This is a genomic window from Sorangium sp. So ce385, assembly GCF_051474135.1.
GTDB classification, from domain to species: Bacteria; Myxococcota_A; Polyangia; order Polyangiales; family Polyangiaceae; genus Sorangium; species Sorangium cellulosum_D.
The window spans coordinates 10733898-10754049 of sequence record NZ_CP150337.1; the positions used below are offsets into that span (position 1 = coordinate 10733898).

General features: G+C 75.9%; 8 protein-coding genes. 7 read left to right on the forward strand and 1 reads right to left on the reverse strand.

All coding sequences use genetic code 11. The annotated features are described in order from the left end of the window. Positions 1-221: 221 nt before the first annotated feature. Positions 222-12314 carry a tetratricopeptide repeat protein gene (locus WME83_RS39215; RefSeq protein ID WP_437314813.1) on the reverse strand — a complete coding sequence of 4031 codons (12093 nt, stop codon included), beginning with the start codon at positions 12312-12314 and terminating at the stop codon, positions 222-224. A gap of 836 nt (positions 12315-13150) precedes the next feature. On the opposite strand from WME83_RS39215, the gene WME83_RS39220 reads away from it, so the two are divergent. From WME83_RS39220 to WME83_RS39250, 7 genes are all read left to right on the forward strand, one after another. Beyond that, the gene (locus tag WME83_RS39220) at positions 13151-13687 is read left to right on the forward strand and encodes a hypothetical protein (protein ID WP_437314814.1); all 537 of its coding nucleotides are present in this window, start codon (positions 13151-13153) and stop codon (positions 13685-13687) included. Positions 13688-13882: 195 nt separating this feature from the next. Continuing rightward, on the forward strand, positions 13883-14566 hold the full coding sequence (locus WME83_RS39225; protein WP_437314815.1) for a hypothetical protein: 684 nt from the start codon (positions 13883-13885) through the stop codon (positions 14564-14566). A gap of 547 nt (positions 14567-15113) precedes the next feature. Then, positions 15114-15644, forward strand: coding sequence for a hypothetical protein (locus WME83_RS39230; RefSeq protein ID WP_437314816.1), 531 nt, complete (start codon positions 15114-15116; stop codon positions 15642-15644). Positions 15645-15828: 184 nt separating this feature from the next. After that, on the forward strand, positions 15829-16902 hold the full coding sequence (locus tag WME83_RS39235; RefSeq protein WP_437314817.1) for an ABC transporter substrate-binding protein: 1074 nt from the start codon (positions 15829-15831) through the stop codon (positions 16900-16902). A 68-nt stretch (positions 16903-16970) separates the two neighbouring features. Next, positions 16971-18050 (forward strand): ABC transporter permease, encoded by a 1080-nt coding sequence (locus tag WME83_RS39240; RefSeq protein ID WP_437322095.1) that lies wholly within the window; start codon positions 16971-16973, stop codon positions 18048-18050. Beyond that, a complete protein-coding gene (locus WME83_RS39245; protein ID WP_437314818.1) occupies positions 18047-18937 on the forward strand; it encodes an ABC transporter ATP-binding protein in 891 nt (296 codons plus the stop codon). The genes WME83_RS39240 and WME83_RS39245 overlap by 4 nt, the downstream gene beginning before the upstream one ends. Before the next feature lie 245 nt (positions 18938-19182). Next, positions 19183-20079, forward strand: a complete 897-nt coding sequence (locus WME83_RS39250) for an NAD-dependent epimerase/dehydratase family protein (protein WP_437314819.1) — start codon at positions 19183-19185, stop codon at positions 20077-20079. Positions 20080-20152: the final 73 nt, after the last annotated feature.

Genomic DNA, 20152 nt, shown 5'->3' on the forward strand with positions numbered 1-20152 from the left:
GAAAGGCCGCGCCGGAGCGGCGCGCCAGCGGGGGAACGCGCCGCCCGGAAGGCCCGCGGCGCGGCGCCGCCGCGGGCCGGAGAGGCGCCGGAGAGAGGCCCCAACGCCGCAAAATACCGCTGGAATCGAGCGTGCCGGCGCCCCCCGCGCGCCGCCTCGGGCGGCCGCGAGGGCGGCCGCCGCGACCGGGGCATACCTGAGGAGACGCGCGGGAGGGGGGTTTAGCCGGCGCGCAGCTCGTCGAGGAGCGCCCGGGCCGCCTCGAGCGACCCGTCCTCGGAGACGGACTTGTCGAGCATCAGGCGCGCTTTGCGGCGGTCACCGGCGGCGAGCGCCATCGCCCCGAGGTGGTAATAGGCGAGCGCGCGCGCGGCGAGCGTGGTGCCGCCCTCGCCGGGCTCGGGGGCAATCTTCATCAGGGTGACCGCGCGGTAGGCGCGCGCGGCGATGTCCTGCTCCCCCAGCCCGAGCGCGCTCTCGCCGAGCGCCATGGCGAACTCGCCGTTCTGAGGGTCGTTCTCGAGCGCCCTCGAGAGCGCCGTGAGCGACTCGCGCGGATTCCCCTCGGCGTCCTCGATCCGCGCGAGGCGGTGGTAGACGGCGCCGAGGAGCCGCGAGCGGCGCCCCTTGCTGGCGACGATGAGCTCCGAGGTGACCGCGCGCGCCTCCTTGGGGCTGCCCGCGGCCGTCAGCGCGTCCACGAGCAGGAGGGCGACCTCCTGATCCTCCGGGCGGAGGGAGCGCGCCTCCCGGAGCACCGGGGCCGCCTGCGCCGCGTCGCCGACCTCGAGGAGCAGGCGGCCGGCCTTGACGAGCAGCGCGAAGCGGCCGGCCACGTCGGAGGCGGCCGCGGCCTCCTCCAGCGTGATGGCGGCGAGCTCGCGGCTCGCGCCGATCTCGGCGTAGAGCGCGCGCAGGCGCTCGCGGATCTCGGCGTTGCCGGGCGCGGCGCGGCGCGCGCGCTCGAGCCCGCCGCGGGCGTCGCTCAGGTGGCCGGCGCGCGCGCAGGCGCCGGCCAGGCGGAGCGCGGTGGCGACGAGCGCGTCGCCCTCCTCGAGCGCGATGAGCCTCCGGTAGACGGCGCTCGCGGCGTCCCACCGCTCGGCCGACTCTTCGAGGCCGGCGAGCGCCTTGAGCGCCGCGCGATCCTTGGAGTCGGCGTGGAGCAGGTCGCCGAGGTGGGCGCGCGCGCGCTCGAGATCGCCCGAGCGCGCGAGGATCTCGGCGAGGCGCAGCCGGAGCGCGCGGGGTGACGAGGCCCCCGCCGCCTCCGGCGCGGGCTCGGACGGCGCGGGCTCGGCCTCCGCGGGCCGCGCCGCCGCGCGCGCGAGCGCCCGCTCGAGCTCGGCGACGAGCTCGCGCGCGTACTCGGCGCCGCCGAGCGCGTAGGCGCGCTCGAGATCGGCGAGCGCGCGGTCGCCCTGCCCGAGCGCCCCGTGGACCTCGGCCCGCGCGCGGTAGAGCCACGGGTCGTCCGGGCTCGCCTCGAGCGTCGCCGTGAGCGCGCGGGCCGCGCGGGCGTGGTCGGAGGACGCGCCGCACGCGTCGATGAGCGCGAGCAGGACGTCGCGGTCGCCAGGGGCGATGCCGAGGGCGCGCTCGAGGAGCTCGGCCGCGGCCGCGGCGTCGCCCGCGCGGTCGCGGAGGATCTCGGCGGCGCGGCAGAGCGAGGCGACGCGCGCCTCGTCGGCGCCGGCGACGCGCGCGGTGAGGACGTGCAGCTCGGCGAGCGCGTGCCAGGCCTCGCGGGCCGCGTAGCGCGACGCGAGCTCCTCGCGGAGCCGGTCGCTCGCGGGGCAGACCGCGTAGCCGGCCTTGAGGGCGGCCTCGGCGGCGGCGTCGTCGCCGCGCGCGCCGTGCAGCTCCGAGAGCTCCAGCGCGATCTGCGCCGCCTCGTCGCCCTGCTCGATGCGCAGGAGCTTCTCGAGCGCGTCGACGAGGTCGTCCGCGCTGTCGCGCTTGCGGCTGAGGCGCACGAGGGCGCGCAGGACGTCGCGGTTCGTGGCGTCCCAGTCGACGGCCCCGAGGTAGACGTCGCGCGCGCCGCGATCGTCGCCGCGCTGCTCGAGGAGGGCGCCGAGGCGCATCGAGATCGAGGCGATCGAGGCGACGTCGGCGCGGTCCTTCGCGGCGTCGAGCTGCAGCGCGAAGAGCTCGCCGAGCTCCTCGGTGCGGCCGGCCTCCTCGAGCATGGTGGCGAGGAGGATGGCGGCCTCCACCTGGGTCGGGTCCTCGTCGAGGATGTCGCGGAGCAGGAGCGCCGCCTGGGCCGGCGACTCCCGCGCGAGGAGGCGCGCGCGCTCCAGGCGCAGCGCGCAGCGCTCGGAGAGGTCGTCGACGAGGGGGACGGTCTCCTCGAGCAGCGTCGAGAGGCGCGCGGCGTCGCCGCTCCGGCGGTACACGCCGGCGAGGGGCATCCAGATCTCGCGCTCGGCCGGCTCGCGGGCGCGGAGCTCCTCGTAGAGGCGCGCGGCGCGGGCGAGGTCGTCGAGCGGGCCCGCGGCGAGCTCCGCGGCGTGCAGGAGCAGCGCGCGCTCGTCCTCGGGCGCCGAGGCGCGCGCGGCGCGCTCGCAGAGCCACGCGGCGGCCGCGAGATCGGCAGCCTCCTCGCGGAGCTCGGCCAGGGCGACGAGCGCCCACGCGGCGCCGGGCGGGTCGGACGAGGGCGCCGCGCCGGCGCCGACGATGCGCAGCAGGATCGACTCGGCCAGCTCGCGATCGCCGAGCGCGCGGGCGGTGCGGACCGCCTCTTCGAGGACGCCCGGGCCCTCGATCTCGGCGAGCAGGAGCAGCGCGTCCACGAGGGCGCGCGGGCGCCCGCTCTGCCGGGCGAGGCGCTCGAAGAGGCGGATCGCGCGCGGGTTCCTCGGATCCGCGCGCAGCGCGTCGCGCAGGATCGCCTCGGCGCGGTCCGGATCGGCGGAGAGCTCGAGCGCCTCCTCGAGGAGGGAGATCGCCGGATCGACCTCGGCCGGGTCCGACGCGAGCAGCGCGGCCAGGCGGTACCGCGGCTCGGCGCGATCCGGGCGGCCCGCCGCGGCGGCCTGCGCGTCGTCGGCGCGCGCGGCGTCGGCGTGGGCGATGCGCTTGCGGAGGACGTCGGCCTGCGCCAGGCGGTCGCCGAGGCGCTCGTAGATGGCCTCCAGGGAGCGCCACAGCTGCTCGAGATCGGCGACCGCCTCGCGCCCGGCCGACGGCCCGCCGGCCGCGATCTTCGCCTCGGCGCGGCGGTAGACGGCCGCGGCGCGCTCCTGGCCTTCCGGCGCGAGCTCGAGGGCGCGGGCGAAGCGGAGCAGGAGCGCGACCTCGTACGGCTCGGAGGCCGCCCGCGCGCAGAGCCGCTCGACGAGCTCGAGGTACCGGTGCGTCTGGCCGAGCCGGCGCGCGAGCTCGAGGGCGGCGTCGTGGGCGGGGCCGGCGCTCGGCGCGAGATCCAGGGCGCGCAGGCGGGCCGCGAGCGCGGGCTCCGGGCGATCGAGCGGCCCCTCGTAGAGCGACGCGAGCTCGCCGAGCGCGGCGGCGGCGTCCTCGGCGGGCTCGAGGGCGGGGCCGGCGAGCCGCGCCTCGAGCGCGCGGGCGAGCAGGTCGTGGCGCCCGCGGGCGCGCAGCGCGGCGAGGAGCTTCTCGTGCTCGGCGTCGCTCTCGCGCGCCGCCTCGAAGGCGGACTCGACGTACTCGACCTCGCGATCGGGCGCGCCCTGCCGCCGCGCGATCTCGCCGAGCGCGAGGAGGACCTCGGCCCGGCTGAACGAGGTCGACGTCGGGAGGGCCACGCTGGAGCGCGTCGGCGGCATCGAGCTCCGCCGCGCGCCGGGGAACCCGTCGCCGCCCTCGTCGCGGGGCCGGCGCGCGACGAGCAGCAGCGCGCGGTAGGCGCGGTGCGCGCGCTCGAGCTGGCCGTCCTCGAGGGCGAGGCCGGCGAGGCCGTGGAGCGCGTCGGGGTGCGCGGGATCGACGCGCAGCGCGAGGTCGAACTCGGCCATCGCGCGGGCGCGGTCGCCCGCGGCGAGGGCGACGCGGGCGAGCTCGTAGTGCACGAACGCGCGCTCCTTCGGGCGTCGGCTCCCGAAGTCGGCGACGATCGCGCGCAGGGCCGCGGTCGCGTCGTCGGTCCTGCCCGCGGCGGAGAGGGCGCGGCTCCGCGCGAGGCGCAGCGAGAGGTCGTCGGGGGCGAGGACGATGGCCTCGTCGAACAGCGGGATCGCGGCGGCGGGCGCGCTCGCGCGCGCGAGGTAGAGATCCGCGGCCTCGCGGAGGAGCGAGAGCCGGGCCGGCGCCTCGTCGGCGCGGGCGGCGTCGCCGGCGATGAGCTCGGCCAGCGCGCCCCACGCGCCCGACGCGCGGTAGAGATACGCGAGCCGCTCGCGGAGCGGCGCGGGCTGGGCGGCGCGGGGCGCCGCGCGCTCGAGGGCGGCGCGGGCGCGGTCGGGCTCGCCGGCGGCGAGGTACGCGTCCGCGAGGCGCAGCGCGGCCTGGTGCAGCTCCTCGGGCGGCGCGCCCGCGCAGAGCCGCTCGAGCGCCTCGGCGGCCGCCGCGTGCTCGCCGCGGCGCGCGAGCAGCCGGGCGAGGGCGTCGAGCGCCTCGACCGAGCCGATCTCCGCGGCGCGGCCGTAGCTCGCGATCGCGCGCTCGGGCTCGTTGAGCTCGTGCTCGGCGAGGGACGCCGCCTGGAGCCAGAGCTCGGCCGCCGCCGCCCCGACGCCCTCCGCCTCGCGCGCGGACGCCTGCTCCTCGCGGAGCAGCATGAGCTCGCGGTGCAGCCCGCCCGCCTCGAGCAGCGCGGCGAGCTTGTCGATCGACGCGGCGTGCCCCGGGCGCTCGGCGAGGTTCTTGCGGAGCAGCGCGATCGCGTCGGCGGCGCGCGGGGTCTCCGCGAGCAGCTCCGCGGCGTCGTAGCGGAGCGCGACGCGGCGCTCGGCGTCGCCCGAGACCTCGATCTGCCGCTCGCGCAGGCGCACGAGCTCCTCGCGACGGGAGGCCCTCCGGAGGAGCGCCGCGAGGCTCTCGCCGACCGGCTCGTCCGCCGGATCGTCGTCGAAGAGCCCGCCGTAGAGGGCGATCGCCTCCTCGGGCTCCGCCGCCTCGGCCGCGATCCGCAGGAGCCGGCGCTGCTCGCTCGACGCGAGCGGGAGCGCGGCGCCGCGCCGGCAGAGCGCGACGATCTGCGGCCTTTCGCCGGCGTCCGCGAGCATGGCGACGAGCGCGTCGATCGCCCAGAGCGCGGCGCGCGACGGGGGCCACGCGCCGGGGACCGGCGGCTGCCCCTCCTCGTCGCCGAGGCGCCGCACGGCGATCTCGAGGAGCTCCGCGGCGATGTCGCGGGCCCGGGCGGCGTCGCCCGCGCCGCGCGCGGTCTCGACGGCCTCGCGGTAGAGGCCGAGGTCGTGCCCGGTCGCCGCCGCGAGCCGGAGCAGGGTCGGGACGAGCGAGGGCCCGCGCCGGTGCCGCAGGAGCTCCGCGAGATCGAGCAGGATGGCGCTGTTCGTGGGGTCGTGGAGGAGCGCCCGCTCGAACGCGCGCTCGGCCGCGTCGGCGTCGGCGCGCGCGTCGCGGTGCCAGCGGCCGACGCGGAAGGTGAGGTCGCGGAGCGTGGCGGGCGGCACGTCGCCGCGGCGCTCGAGCTCGGGGAGCGCGTCGGCGATCGTGTGCCAGCGGCCCGCGAGATCGGTGAGCCGCAGGAGGCCCTCGGGCTGCCCTTCGCCGGGGGACAGGAGGAACGCGCGGAAGGCGAGCTCGAAGGCGCCCTCCCGGTCGCCGCCGCGCTCCTCGAGCAGCGCCGCGGAGGCCTTCAGGATGGCGACCCGCTCGGCGTCCGTCTCGGCCGCGGCGAGCCGCGGCTCGAGCAGCGCGACCTCGGCGCGCCAGTCGTCCGCGGCGGCGCAGATCTCGAGCAGCGCGCCCACCGCGGCGACCAGCGCGCGGCGGTGCTCGGCCGACGCCGGCTCGATGCGGCGGAGCAGCTCCTCGAGCCCGGCGCGCGCCGTGGACGACCCGCGCGCGGCCCCCTCGCCGCCCTCGCCGCCCTCGCCGCGCGCGGCGCGCTCGGCCTCGTGCGCGCGGCGGTAGCCCTCGACGGCCCGCTCCCACGCGAGCGTGCGATCGCGGTGCGTGTCGCCGAGGCGCCGGAAGAGCTCCGCGCTGCGCGCCGCGCCGGCCCCGCCGGGGAGCGCGCGGGCCGCGGACGCCTCGACCTCGAGCAGCGCGACGAGGTCGCCCCAGCGCTCGGCGCGCGTGTAGAGCGCGGCGAGCGCGTCCCCGCTCTCGGGATCGGGCGCGAGCTCGTCGCGGATGCGGCGCCAGGTGGCGATCGCCTGCTCGGCGTCGCCGAGCTCGCGCTCGAAGAGCCGCGCGACCCGCCCGAGATCGCGCCGACCGCCCGCGCCGCCGCGCACGGCCGCGCGCCGCTCCAGCACGGCCGTGAGCTCCCGGTAGCGCCCGCCCTCCTCGAGGATGGCGGCGAGCCCGTCGAGCGCCTCGAGGTCCTGCCGGTCGTCGGCGAGGCGCGCCGAGTACGCGGCGATCGCCCGCGCCTCGTCGCGGAGCCGCGACGAGGCGAGCCGCGCGAGCTCGCCGAGGGCCTCGCGCCGCGCCGCCGGGTCGGCCTCGAGCGCGGCGAGCGTGTCGAGCACGTCGCACCGATCGGCGACGCGGTCGCCCTCGGCGAAGAGCCGATCGAGCGCGCGGGCGGCGTCGCGCGCGGCCGCGGCGTCGCCGTGGCGCTCGGCCAGCGAGAAGAGCCGGCGGAAGAGCGCGATCGCGCCGTCCGCGTCGCCGAGCCGGTCGCGGCGGAGGAGCGCGGCGTCGCGGACGAGCGCGAGCGCCTGCTGCGGGCCTTCGGCGCGCGGCTCGGCCGCGGCGAGGACCTCGGCCAGGCGATCGTGCCGGCCGAGCCGCTCGGCGAGCTCGGCGAGCTCGGCGCGATCGCCCGGGTCCGACGGCCTGAGCTCGATGAGCTCGGCGAGCCGCGCGAACGCGCCCGGCTCGTCGCCGAGGGCGTCGCGGCGGAGCCGCACGATCTCGCGCAGGAGCGCCGGGCGGTCGTCCACGTCGGCGCCCTCGAGCTGGATCTCGAGCACGCGCACGAGGTCCTCCGGCCGCCCCTCCTCGCGGTAGCGCCGCGCGAGCAGGACGGCCGACCGCTGCCGCGCCGCGCGCGCGGCGAGCGCGCCCGCCTCGCCGGCGGGCGCCTGCTCGGGGGGGATCGCCGCGAGGAGGCGCTCGAGCAGCGCGAAGGCGGCGCGGGGCGCGCCGGGCGCGCGGGACGAGAGCCACGCGTCGAGGAGCTGCTCGATCACGGGGAGCGCGGACGCGGCGTCGCCGACCCCCTCGATCCAGAGGAGCGCGATGCGCTCGCGGAGCCGCTCCGCGGCCTCGCCGGAGAGCCTCGGCAGCTCGGCGGTCAGGAGCTCGATGAGCGGCCGATGCCTGCCGTGCCGCTCGTAGAGCCGCTCGAGCGCGGCGCGGGTGCGCGCGTCGTCCTGGAGCGGCAGGAGCTGCTCGAGGTAGCGCATCGTGCGCTCGCCGTCGCCCGCGAGGTCGCGCGCCACGGCCGCGGCGTCCTCCAGGAGGAAGATGCGCTCGTCGGGCGCCGAGGTGCGCTCGAGCATCGCGTCGTAGAGCGCGAAGAGGTCCTCCCAGCGCTCGGCCGCGTTGTAGGCGAGCTTCAGCCGCTCGAAGCCCCAGAGCGAGCCGGGCACGAGCTCCACGAGCCGGCGGAGCAGCGCGAGGGCGGCCTCCGGCGCGTCGAACCACTCCTCGTGGTGCTCGACGGCCCGGCGGCCGAGCTCCTCGACGACGTCGGGCGGGAGCGCCGCCCCCGCGTCGCCGAGCGCCGCGGCGTGCGCGGCCGCGACGCGCTCGGGCTGCTTCGCCCGGCGGCCGAGCTCCTCGAGCCGATCCCAGAGGTCGAGCTCGCCGGGCAGCTCGGAGACCGCGCGCAGGGCGACCTCGAGGCCCCGGGCGGCGTCGCCCTCGTGGAGATCGAGCAGGCGCTCGAACCAGCCGCGGCGGACGGCGGAGCGCTGCGCGGACGCGAGGCTGCCCCCGTCGAGCGCGCCGCGCGGCGAGCCCGGCGCGGGCGAGCTCGCGAGCAGCGTCTCGAGCAGCGCGGCGCGCGCCTCGGGGTCGTCGAGCGTGTCGCACGCCCGCTCGAGCAAGAGCGCGGCCCGCGCCTGCGTCTCGGGCCGCCCCAGCGCGCGCTCCGCGATCTCGAGCACCGCGGGCTCGATGGTCCCGGCCTCGATCGCGGGCGCGACCGCGTCGAGGGCCTCCGCGGGCCGATCCAGCCGATCGAGCAGGAGCGTCGCGAGCTCGACGTCGAGCGCCACGCGCGCGCTGCCCTCGCTGCGATCGCGGCGCATCGCGAGCACCTCCGCCGCGCCCTCGTCGTCGCCGAGCTCGGCGAGGAGGCGCCCCCGCGCCGCGAGCGCGTCGTCGTTCTCGGGATCCGCCTCGAGCAGCCGGGCGTAGAGCGCCGCGGCCGCCGCGCGCTCGCCGATCTCCTCCTCCCACGCGGCCCACGCGGCGAGCGCCCTCCGGCGCTCGTCCTCGCGCGCGCGCTCCACGAGGAGCGTGAAGAGCCAGCGCCGGTCCACGCGGCGCGCGAGCGTGTCCGGGCTCTGCGCGAGGAACGCGCGGAACGCCTCCAGCGCGGCGGGGTCGAGCGCGCCCTGCGCGGCGTCGCCGCCCTCGGGCGGCGAGAGCAGCCGCCGGTAGACGGACGCGGCGTCGTCCTGCCGGTCGGGATCGGCGGCGAGCACCCGCCCGAGCGCGGCGTCGATCGCGCGGAGCCGCGCCGCGGCCGGCTTGCCGGCGGGCGCGCTCCCCTCCCCCTCGCCCCTCATGCGATCGCGGAGCTCGAGCGCGGCGTCGACGAAGCGCGACGTCGCGCGCGCCCGGATCGCCGCGTCCTCGAGGGCCGCGAGCGCGGCGAGCGCCTCGTCGTCGCCCTCCGCGGTGTCGAGCAGGACCTCGCAGACGGCCGCGAGCCGATCCCAGGCCCCCTGCCCGCGGTAGAGCGCGGCGAGGCGGCCGGCGGCGTCGCGGTGCTTCGGCGCGACGGAGAGCACGCGCTCGTAGAGCTTCTGCGCCCGCTCCGGATCCGCGAGCGGCCCCTCGGCGAGCGCGGCGGCGCGCAGCCAGGCCGCCACCGCGGCGTCGAGATCGCCCGGGGCGGCGTCCGCGCCGGGCGCGCCGCCGATCCCGAACGCCGAGAGCTCGCCGAGCCGCTCCAGCCAGAGCGCCTCGTCCTGCGGATCGCCCGAGGCGGCGACCCGCCGCTCGAGCACCTCGCGGAGCAGCGCCGCGTCGCCGGCCGACAGCGCGAGCGCCTCCATCGCGGAGAGCGCCGCGTCGGAGAGCGCCGCGCCGCCCGACAGGATCGCGCGGTAGTGCGCGACCGCGCTCGGCACCTTCCCGCCCTTCGCCGCCGCCTCGGCCATGCGCAGCTCGCGCGCGACGCGCTCGTCGGGCGGGGCGCTCGGGAGCCGCTCGGCCAGCGCGTCGTAGAGCGCGTCCCACGCGCCGCCCGCCGCGTACGTCTCGAGGAGCGCCTCGTACGCCGCGTCGTCGCCCGGGTCGTCCTCGATCGCCGCGCGGTACGTCTCGGCCGCCCCGGCGAGGTCGCCGACGTCGCGGCGCTGGATCGTGCCGATCGCGTGCAGGAGCTCGCGCCGCCGCGCGGGCGGGCACGGCTGCGCGAGCGCCTCGCGGTAGAGGGCGAGCCGCTCCTCGGGGCTGCCCTGCTCGCGCAGGAGCGCGTCCACCCGCGCGATGAGCTCGCGCGACGACGGCTCGAAGGCGAGCGCCCGCCGGTAGAGCGCGAGCGCCTGCGTCACGTCGCCGCTCGCGAGCAGCGCCTCGCCCGCCCGCCGCGCGAGGTGCGACAGCGGCGCGCTGTCCACCGCGCGATCGCCGAGCGCGCCGGCGAGCGTCGGCGCGCGCCGCGCGGACTCGCTGCCGTGCTCGGTCAGCCGCTCGACCTCCGCGACCCACCGGGCGACGCGCTCGGGCGCCGACGCGGACGCGATCGAGAGCCCGCGCGCCAAAAGGTCGAGCGCCTTCTTCGGATCCCGGAGCTCGCGCTCGGCGACCGCGGCCGCCTCCTCGAGCGCCGCGAGCCGGCCCGACACGTCGGCCGGCGCCGGCGCGGCCGCGCCCGGGGCCCACGCGACGGGCGCGATCTCCGCCCGGGTCTCGAGCACGCGCACGAGGAGCTGCGCCGCGCCCTCCCCGCGCGCGATCGGCTCCAGCACCGCGCAGGCCGCGAGCCGCTGATCGTCGGTCAAGACGAGGTGGGCGCTCTGCCGCGACGGGGTGGGCTCCGCGCCGCCGGCGCCGCTCGCCGGGGGCGGGCCGAGCATCTTCTCGACCGCGAGCCGGCTCGGTCGATCCGTCGGATCGAGCGCGAGCGCCTCGCGGTACGCGGCGATCGCGCCGGCCGGATCGTCGAGCCGCGCCATGCGGATCGCGCCGATGCGGGCGAGGACCGAGGCGCGCTCCTGCCCGGCCGCGAGCTCGGCCTCGGCCTCGAGGAGCGCCTCGAGCTCGGCCCAGCGCCGCTCCTGCTCGAGGAGCGGGATGAGCCGCGCGTGCGCCTCGCGCGACGGCCCGAACGCCGCGAGGTAGCGGCGCCAGGCGGCGATGGCGGCCGGCAGGTCGGCGAGCCGGGTGCGCAGCTCGGCCGCGCGGAAGGCGAGGTCCCGCGCCGCGCGGCGGTCCGGCTCGGCCTCGGCGCGCCGCTCGAGGACCCACGCGAGCCCCTCGTGCGCGGCCGTGGCCTCGTACAGCCGCTCGAGCGCGGCGAGGGCGCGCGCCTCGCGCGAGGAGCCCGGCTCCGCGAGCTTGCGGTAGGCCGCGATCGCGCCCGCCGGCTCGTTGAGCTCCTCCTCGTAGAGGCGCGCGAGCCGCTCCGCCGCGGCCTCGCGCGCCTCGGCCTCGGTCTCTGCCTCGGCGAGCCGCTCGAGCGCGCCGGCGAGCCCGCGCGGGTCGCGCTCGCGCTCGCAGAGCTTCGCGAGCCCGCGGGCCGCGCGCCGCACGGCCGCGGCGTCGGGCTCGCCGTCGAGCGCCTGCTGGAACGCCGCGCGCGCCTTCCGGCCGTCCCCGAGGCCCTCGTACAGCTCGCCGAGCTCGGCGGCGATGTGCGCCCGGAGCGGCTTGTCCTTGGCGCCGGACGCGGCGCGCACGAGCACGCGCGCCGCGTCGGCCCGGCGGTCGAGCACCGACGCGAGCTGGAGGAAGCGATCGCGGACGGCCTCGTCCGAGGGGTCGACCGCGAGGATCTGCTCCGACAGCGAGAACGCCGCCGCGAGGTCGCCGAGCCGCTGGAACTGCAGCTCGACGAGGCGCTTCTGCACCTCGACGCGGCGCGGCCCGCGGAGGTTCTCGATCTGGAGGGCCATCATCCGCGCCGCTTCCTGCGGCCGCCCGCGGCGCGCGTGGGCGGCCTCGAGCGCCGCGGCGGCGCGCACGAGGACGGTCTTGCGCCCGAGCAGGGCCTCGGCGGCGCGGTAGGCGGCCTCGTGGCTCGGGTTCAGCGCGAGCACCTCCTCGACGTGCGGCAGGGCCCGCTCGATCTCCTTGAGCGGACCGCTGTAGAGGTCGATGAGCCGCGCGCGGATCTCGAGCGCGTCGGCCGGGGGCGGCTCCGTGGTGAGCGCCGGCTCGAGCATCCTCGCGATCTCCTGGAGCCGCCCGGCGCGGGCGTAGCGCTCCTCGAGCGCCCAGCGCGCCGAGGCGTCGCCGGGGTCGATCCGGAGGATCTGCTGGAGCAGCTTGACCGCGCGCTCCTCCTCTTTCCCGCTGACCTCGACAAGCGCGAAGGCGCGGCGGAGCAGCGCGAGCTGATCGGCGCGCTCCGCGCGGTAGCCCGCGGCGAGGGCGTAGAGGTCCGCGAGCTTCGGCGGCTCGTTCGCCTCGACGAGGATGCGCTCGAGGCGCAGGAAGGCCTCCTGGTGCGAGGGCAGGACGGAGAGCGCGCGCTCGAGGTAGGGGCGAGCGCCGCCGGGGTCGCCGAAGAAATCGGCGAGGAACTCGGCGGCGTGGACGAGGACCTCGGCCTGGGCGGCCTGCGGGAGCATCCCGAAGCGCCGCTCGCTGGCGAAGCGCTCGTACGCGAACGCGAGCTCGGAGAACCGGTCGTGGCGCGCAGCGGACTCGTGGAGCTTCGCCCACAGCTCCGGGTGCGGGCTCCCCTTCGCCGCGGCGGCCACGAGCACGTCGAGCGCGGCCGCTTCGTTGTCGATCCCCTGCTCGAGCGCGGCTTCGAGGTTGTCGATGCGGAGAGAGACGCGCGCGCCCTTCGTGTCCTGCTGCATGTTGGATCCGGACCTCGGCTGGCGATGGGGCAGCAGGCCGGCGTGCCGGCGCTGCCCTCGAACCTGCGCCCGCAGTGCGCTGCGGAGCGTCGCCCAAGGTAACAGGAGCGTTTCCCAAATGGGCTCGGCGATCGGGGGCCCGGCGCGGCCGGGGCGGGCTCGGCCGCCCGCGGCGGCGCTGCGCGGCGCGCGAAACGCGGCGACGGCGGCGAAGAATGGCCCTGCAGAGGCGGTGAGACGCGGTGAGGCGGGTGGGTCGACCGCGCCTGCCGCTGGCAGGCCCGCGGGCCAGGCGCGCGCGAGCGCCGCGGGTCAGCCCCCCTTGTCGAGGCGGCCTTGAACCTCAGGCAAGCCGGCGCGCGCTCGAGGTGGTGCGCTGTCTGCTCGTCGGCGCCCAGGTAGGCGCAACGCCGCCGTCTCGCCCCCCGAGCGCCGGAACGGCCCGGGCGCAGCGGCGAGGGTGGTCCGCGCCTTCGAGCACGCCCGCCGCGCAGCAGGGCTCATCACGTTGGTGTCGCCCGCCCGACTCCTTCCTTCCGAGTACCCGGACTTGCTCCGACGATACGGGCAACTCTCATGGTGATGCTCAACGACTCGAGTTCAGCGCACTGGGCACCTTGACCACTCCTTCGCTGGGCACCAGGAGACGATTGATATTCGAGCAGGGAGGCGTCCGCTCATCGACGAGCAGCTCCTCGCAGGACGAGGCGCTGGGCGCGCGGACGAGTTCTGCGCAGAAAGGAGTCGTTATGCACATCGGAAAGGCGATTCTCGGCAGCCTCCTCGCAGCCGCGACGTTCGGGGCAGGATCTCTGGACGCGCGAGCGAGTGAGCCCGTGGCCACGGCGGAGAACGCGGTCGCCAGCCCGGCGGGCTGGTCGCTCGCGGGCAGCGAGCCGGAGGCGTATGCGGTCGGCGTCGACAGCAAGATCAAGCGCAGCGGCAAGTCCGCCGCGTTCCTCAGGTCGGTGAGGGACCCAGGCGATGACTTCGGCACCTTGATGCAGTCCATCAGCGCCAATGAGCTCCGCGGCAAGCGGGTCCGGCTGCAAGCCTGGGTGAAGAGCGAGAACGTCAAGGGCTGGGCCGGCCTGTGGATGCGCGTGGACGGTCGCCACAGTAACACGCTCGCTTTCGACAACATGAGCGATCGCCCCATCAAGGGGACGAACGACTGGACACAGTACCATGTCGTCCTCGACGTGGATAGCGCGGCCGAGTCGATCTCGTTCGGCACGCTCCTCGACAGGACCGGATCGCTCTGGATCGACGACGTCGAGCTCTCGCCGGTGCCCACGACGGTGCCCACGACGGAGGTGTCGCTGGCCAGGACGCTCCCGCAGCGGCCGGTGAACCTCGGCTTCGACGACTGACAGCTCCTCGCCCGCGGCCATCCACCTCGGCGGTCCTCCTGCACGGCGCCTGGCACGCGGAGTTCAGCAGATTCAACGACAGCACCTCACCTTCCTGACCAGGGGACCTCCGTGTTCTCCCCCTGGGCAGCTACGGATCGCCGTGCGGCCAGTTGTGATAGTGCTCGTCTCCCCGGGGGGGAGAAAGACAGCACCATGTCGGAGTCGAAGCTCGCCGCGCCGCAGATGGTCATCGATAGCCGGATGCTCTACTCGAGCTGGATACCCGCCGATCCGGACGCCGCGGCGGCGCTCTTGCCGAGCGGGCTCAGGCCGGCCGAGAACAGGGCCATTTACATGAACCAGTACGTGGTCGACAAGCCGGAGCAGACGTCCGGCTTCGGAGCGTATTCGCTCACCTACCTGGGGCTCGATCTCGCGGGCCACACCACGCCGGACGGCGCGAGCCCGGCCCGCTTCTTCACGCACTACTTCAACTCGTCCGACGTGGTGCGCCGGTATGTGAGCGAGCGCGGCGTGCCGGCGTCGCCCGGGTCGACCACGCTGGAGCTGCACGGCAAGGAGCTCGTGGCGACGACCTCGGTGGACGGCGTGCCCATCATCCGGACGCGGGCGCACGTCGGCAACAAGATCGGCGTGGTCGCGCGCGGCCACCTCACCTACGTGACGAAGATCGAAGATCGCCTCTTCGCCGGCAACTACCCCTACATCGCGGACATGGCCGACCCGTACGAGCTCCTGGCCGTCGAGTTCCTCGCGAAGGATCACCCGGTGTATGCGCTCCGGCCCGGGAGCCCGATCCAGGTGGTGAAGAGCGCCTCGTGGTACTCGCCGCGCGACTCGTTCGTGTATCCGGGCGGCGAGCGCGAGCTCGTCTGACGGCCGGCGCTCCGGGCTCTCCCGGGGCCCGGAGCGCGTCCCCCGGCGTCTCCTTCTCCCTGTCCGCGAGAGGCCTCCACGGGCCTGCCGTCTCCGTGGAACCACGGACGAACTCGGGCGACGCGCCGCCCGGCCGCGTCGGGCGCAGCGATCCAGAGAAAAAGACGCCAAGGACACCAGGAGAGCCCAAAAGTCCTCTTCCTGGCGTCCTTGGGCGCCTCGGCGGTTCATCTTCTTCTCCTCCGGGCCCCAGGGCGCCGTCCGCGGTGATCGAAGGCTCTCCAGCGGGCGAGGAGCCCTGTTCCCATCCTGCCCGCCCGGCCCGCGCGGCCCGGAGGACAGCCCTGGAGGGTGGATCTCATGGGATATCGTCAGAGCGACCGACCAGGAAGGCGGGAAGCTCGGAAGACGAATGAATCCCATGGCCGCCCGCCTTGCCGCGCCGGGCGCGCGCGCGGTCCCATCGTGCACAACGAGGCCGCCGGTACGTCGGTTGCTCCGAGCCCCAGCGCGGCCGAGGCGGCCGCTTGTACAAGGGAGAGAACGAATGAACCGACTGATTCGATTCGGAGCACTCTCGGCCTTCCTGTCGCTCGTCCTCTGGGGCGGCAAGGACGTGTTGGCCGCTCCGATATCCGCCGATGTGAGCAGCAAGCACCTCAAGGATCTCACGACCGCCGACGTCGAGTCCACGTGCCAGTCGCTCGCGCCGAGCCTTGAGCTCTCCAAGCAGGATACCTGCGAGTTCGTCGGCATGCTGTGGTCCACGGTCGGGCAGGCGTGCGAGGCGGTGATGCAGAAATGCATGTCCGAGAACCAGCAGCCGCGGGCGGACGAGGCCCCGGCCCCCCCGCCGAGCTGCCTGCCGCCGGCCGACGCGCGCGCGGGCTGCACCGCGACCGTGGCCGAGTACCAGGCGTGCCTGCTCGCGCACGTCACCAAGGTCCGTGCGCTCACGTGCGCTTCCCCCGTGAGCGAGCTGGAGACGACCATCCCGGAGTGCGATCTCATCGTGCAGAAGTGCCCGGATCTCGACGGCTCCGACGAGGGAGACGGCCAGGGCGCGGCTCAGCCCTGACGCCATCGCGCGGAACGCCTCGCGGGCCGCCGCCGGCCCCTGGCCGCTCGCGGGGCGCTCCACGCGCGGGAGAATCCCGAAAAAGCGCGCGACATGGCTCGCGCAACAGCGCCGAAAACTTGGCGCAACGGGCGCCCGGCCACCCTCGCCTCTGCTCCCCGAGAGCCGGAGGAAGGGTCGCACCATGACGTGGCTTGTTCGACGGATGATCGGGCTCGTGACGCTGCTGCTGCTCGGCGCCTCGTGCGGAAAGGGGTCGGCGGACGGCGCGAACGACGACGCCGCGCAGGCCGGGGCACCCGCGGGCGCGCTCCCCGCGAAAAAGCCCGCCGGCGCTCCGCTGCGCGTCGCCTACAGCGACTGGCCCGGGTGGGTCGCCTGGGAGATCGGCATCCAGAAGGGGTGGTTCAAGGAGGCCGGCGTGGAGGTCGACTTCACGTGGTTCGAGTACGTGCCCTCGATGGAGGCCTACGCCGCCGGCAAGGTCGACGCGGTGTGCGTCACGAACGGCGACGCGCTCGTCACCGGCAACGGCGGCGCGCCGAGCGTCGCCATCCTCGTCAACGATTACAGCAATGGCAACGACATGGTGGTCGCGAGGCCCGGAATCACCGCCGTCGCCGCGCTCAAGGGCAAGAAGGTCGGCGTCGAGGTCGGCTTCGTCGGCCACCTCCTGCTCCTGAACGCGCTCAGGTCGGCGGGCCTCGCCGAGAAGGACGTCCAGATCGTCAATGTGCCGACGGACCAGACGCCGCAGACCCTGAAATCCGGCGGCGTCGACGCCATCGTCGCCTGGCAACCCAACAGCGGACAGGCGCTGCGCGAGCTGCCGGGCTCGACCGCGATCTTCACCAGCGCGGACGTGCCGGGCATCATCTACGACGTCCTCGCCGTGAGCCCGAAGAGCCTCGCCGAGCGCCGCGCCGAGTGGGGCAAGGTCGTGAGGGTGTGGGACCGCATCGCCCGGTTCATCAAGGACGAAAAGAACCTCGACGAGGCCGCGCGCATCATGAGCGCGCGCGTCGGGCTCACCCCGGAGCAGTACAGGCCCTTGATGAAGGGGACGTTCTTCCTCGATCTCGCCGGCGGCATGAAGCACCTGGAGAAGGGCGAAGGCCTGGGCTCGATCTATGGATCGAGCCGGGTCGTCGACGAGTTCAACGTCGAGAACAGCGTCTACAAGGCGCCGCTCGCGGTGGACGGGTACATCGATCCAAGCCTCACCGCGGAGGCCCTCAAGGCAGGTCAGGCGCCGTGAGCGCGGGAGGTCCCCTCCCCCGGGCGGCCGGCGGCGCGAGGCGCGCGCGGCCCGGGGCGCTCTCCGGCTTGCTCGCGGTGCAAAGGCCGCTCCCGCGGCGAGCGGGCCTCACGCTCGCGGCGCTCGCCTTCGTGCTGCCGCTCGCCGCGTGGTGCGTCGTCAGCTATGTGCCGTTCGTCTGGCACCCGCTGGTGCGCGTGATCGATCCGGGCGACGCGGCCGCGCCCGGCGCCTACGCGTACATCGCGGAGGGCCAGCTCGTCGATCGCGAGGTGTTCGACGGGCGCAACCTCGAGCTCGCGCAGGCCGGGCGGCCGCTCGCCCGCGGGGAGCGCGCGAACCCCGTCTTCCTGCCGGCGCCGCACGAGGTCGGCCGCGCGTTCCATGCCGCCTTCGCCACGCCCCCGCAGCGCACGGGCGACACCTGGCTGCACGAGAGCCTGCTCCAGAGCTGCCAGGTCATCTTCTGGGGGTTCTTCTACGCCGCGCTCCTCGGCGTCCCGCTCGGCGTGCTCTGCGGGGCGTTCGCGCTCTTCTCGAGGCTCGTCGAGCCGTTCGTCGACTTCGTTCGTTACATGCCGGCGCCCGTGTTCGGCGCGCTCGCCGTCGCCGTGCTCGGGCTCGGGGACGCGCCGAAGATCGCCATCATCTTCATCGGCGTCTTCTTCCAGATGGTCCTCGTCGTCGCGAACACGGTGCGCTCGGTCGACCCGGCCTTGCTCCAGGCCGCGCAGACGCTCGGCGCGCGCCCGCGCCAGCTCGTCGCCCACGTCGTGCTCCCGGCGGCGTTGCCGGCGCTCTTCCGCGACCTGCGCATCCTCCTCGGCTGCGCGTGGACGTACCTCGTGGTCGCCGAGCTGATCGGCGAGAAATCGGGGCTCAGCGCGTTCCTTTACCAGCAGCAGCGCTACCGGAGCTTCGCCAACGTGTACGCCGGGATCATCATCATCGGCCTCATCGGGCTCGCGACCGATCAGCTCCTCGCCCTCCTCGGGCGTCACCTGTTCCCCTGGGAGACCGGCGACACCGCGCTCGCGCGCTGGGCGCGCGGCCTCCGCCGGCTGCTCCCGCGCGCGCGCGGCGCGAGCGCGGGCTCGCCGCCCGGCGCGCGCGCGCTCGCCCCGCGGCTCCAGGGAGACCCCCGATGACGACGGACGATCGGATCGAGCTCCCCAGCTACAAGCACCACACGGCGGAGGTCGCCGCGCGCCTCGCCGAGCTCCGGGCGCGCCCGGCGGTGATGCGCATCGAGCGGCTCACGCGCCGCTTCGAGGGCGATCGCGGGCCGGTCGCGGCGCTCGACGGGGTGAGCTTCGACGTGCGCCGGCGGGAGCTCATCAGCGTGATCGGGCCGTCCGGGTGCGGGAAATCCACGCTGATCCGCGTCGTGGCCGGGCTCGACGCGCCGAGCGCGGGCGAGGTGCTGATCGACGGGGCCCCCGTCGCGGGGCCGGGCGCCGACCGGGGCATGGTGTTCCAGAGCTACACGCTGTTCCCCTGGCTCACCGTGAAGAAGAACGTGATGTTCGGCCTCAAGATGCGGGGCGTGGGCGGCGGCGAGGCCGAGCGGGTCGCGCTCGAGTGGCTCGAGGTCGTGGGGCTCTCGGGCTTCGCCGATCGCTACCCCTCTCAGCTCTCCGGCGGGATGAAGCAGCGCGTGGCGATCGCCCGCGCGCTCGCGAACGGGCCACGCATCCTGCTGATGGACGAGCCGTTCGGCGCGCTCGACGCGCAGACGCGGGCGAGCATGCAGGCGCACCTGCTCCGCATCTGGGCGCACGTCGACGTCACGATCCTCTTCATCACGCACGACCTCGACGAGGCGATCTACCTCTCGGATCGCATCGTCGTCCTCGGGGCGAACCCTGGCCGGGTGCTCGAGATCGTCGAGGTGCCGGTGGCGCGCCCGCGCGGGCCGGAGCAGCTCCTGTCGGGGCATTTCCTGGCGACGAAGAAGCGGCTGGAGGAGCTGATCCACCATCGCGCCCCCGCGGCGCGCGCGGCGCCGTCGAGCGCGCAGGCGGCGATCCCATGAAAGAGATCTCGGCGCCCGCCTCCGTTCGTCCTCCCTCGCGCCCTCCGGCCTGAGGCCGCGCCGCGGCGCGGCTCACCGGCGCCGGGGTGACCCCGACCAGGTCCGACGCGCGCGCCGCTGCGGCGCTCCCACCGATCCAGGTGGCCTTCCGCCGTCGAGATGGACCGGCCCGGGCAGGGCGCGGTACGTCGGTCGCGTATACTGTCATCATGCGCTCCCCTGATCTCGAGCGCTGGGAGGCTCTCATGGAGATGAAAGGCAAGGTCGCCCTCGTCACAGGCGCGAACGGGTTCGTCGGGCACTACGTCGTGAAGCGCCTGCGCGAGGAGGGCCTGCGGGTCCGCGCCCTGGTGCGGCGACCCGACGCGCGCGCGGAGCTCGAGAGCATGGGCGCCGAGACGGTGCTTGGCGAGATGACGGACGAGAGCGCCCGGGAGGAGGCGGTGCGCGGTGCGCAGATCGTGGTGCATTGCGCCGCGTCGCTCTCGTCGGATCTGCACGAGGCCCGGCGGGTGAACGTGGAGGCCACCGCGGCGCTCGCCGAGGCCGCGCGGGTCGTTGGCTGCGAGCGCTTCGTGCACATCTCCACGATCGCCGCGTATCCGCTCAGGAACCGGGGGGGCGTGCTCGACGAGGCCGCGCCGATGGCCACCGAGGGCGACGCCTATGCGGTGAGCAAGGCCGAAGGGGACCGAGCGCTGTCCGAGGTGGCGGCCCGCGGCCTCCCGACGGTCGTCCTCCGCCCCGCGGTCATCTTCGGCGTACATCCCACGTCCTTCTGGGGCAGCCGCCTCCCCGAGGCCGTCGCGGCCGGCCAGTTCCCGCTGGTGGACGGCGGCGAGACCACCATGGGCTATCTCCATATCAGCAGCCTGGTCGAGGCCGTGGTCCGTTCCCTGCGCGTCGACGAGGCGGTCGGGCAGGCGTTCAACATCCTCGACGGCCACTTTCGCTGGCGCGAGTACACAAGCTTCTTCAGCACCGGCGCGCTGCCCGCTGCCCCGGCGGAGCAGGTGCCTGCGTTCATGAGCTTCCGGGGGACCATCTCGACCGAGAAGGCCCAGCGCGTGCTGGGCCTCGCCCCACGAGATAGCTTTGCGTCGAGCATGGCAGAGATCACCGGAGCTCTCTCGCAGCGATAGGCGCGCGCCCCGGCCTCCACGCGCCGGGCGTGCGCGCCCTCCCCGGCGCGACGGCGAGTTCGTGATAGGGCCG

What these genes read in the sequence shown, in the direction of transcription:
- WME83_RS39215 (WP_437314813.1), bottom strand. Translation starts at nt 12,314, where the DNA reads ATGCAGCAGGACACGAAGGGCGCGCGCGTCTCTCTCCGCATCGACAAC.
- WME83_RS39225 (WP_437314815.1), top strand. Translation starts at nt 13,883, where the DNA reads ATGTCGGAGTCGAAGCTCGCCGCGCCGCAGATGGTCATCGATAGCCGG.
- WME83_RS39230 (WP_437314816.1), top strand. Translation starts at nt 15,114, where the DNA reads ATGAACCGACTGATTCGATTCGGAGCACTCTCGGCCTTCCTGTCGCTC.
- WME83_RS39235 (WP_437314817.1), top strand. Translation starts at nt 15,829, where the DNA reads ATGACGTGGCTTGTTCGACGGATGATCGGGCTCGTGACGCTGCTGCTG.
- WME83_RS39245 (WP_437314818.1), top strand. Translation starts at nt 18,047, where the DNA reads ATGACGACGGACGATCGGATCGAGCTCCCCAGCTACAAGCACCACACG.
- WME83_RS39250 (WP_437314819.1), top strand. Translation starts at nt 19,183, where the DNA reads ATGGAGATGAAAGGCAAGGTCGCCCTCGTCACAGGCGCGAACGGGTTC.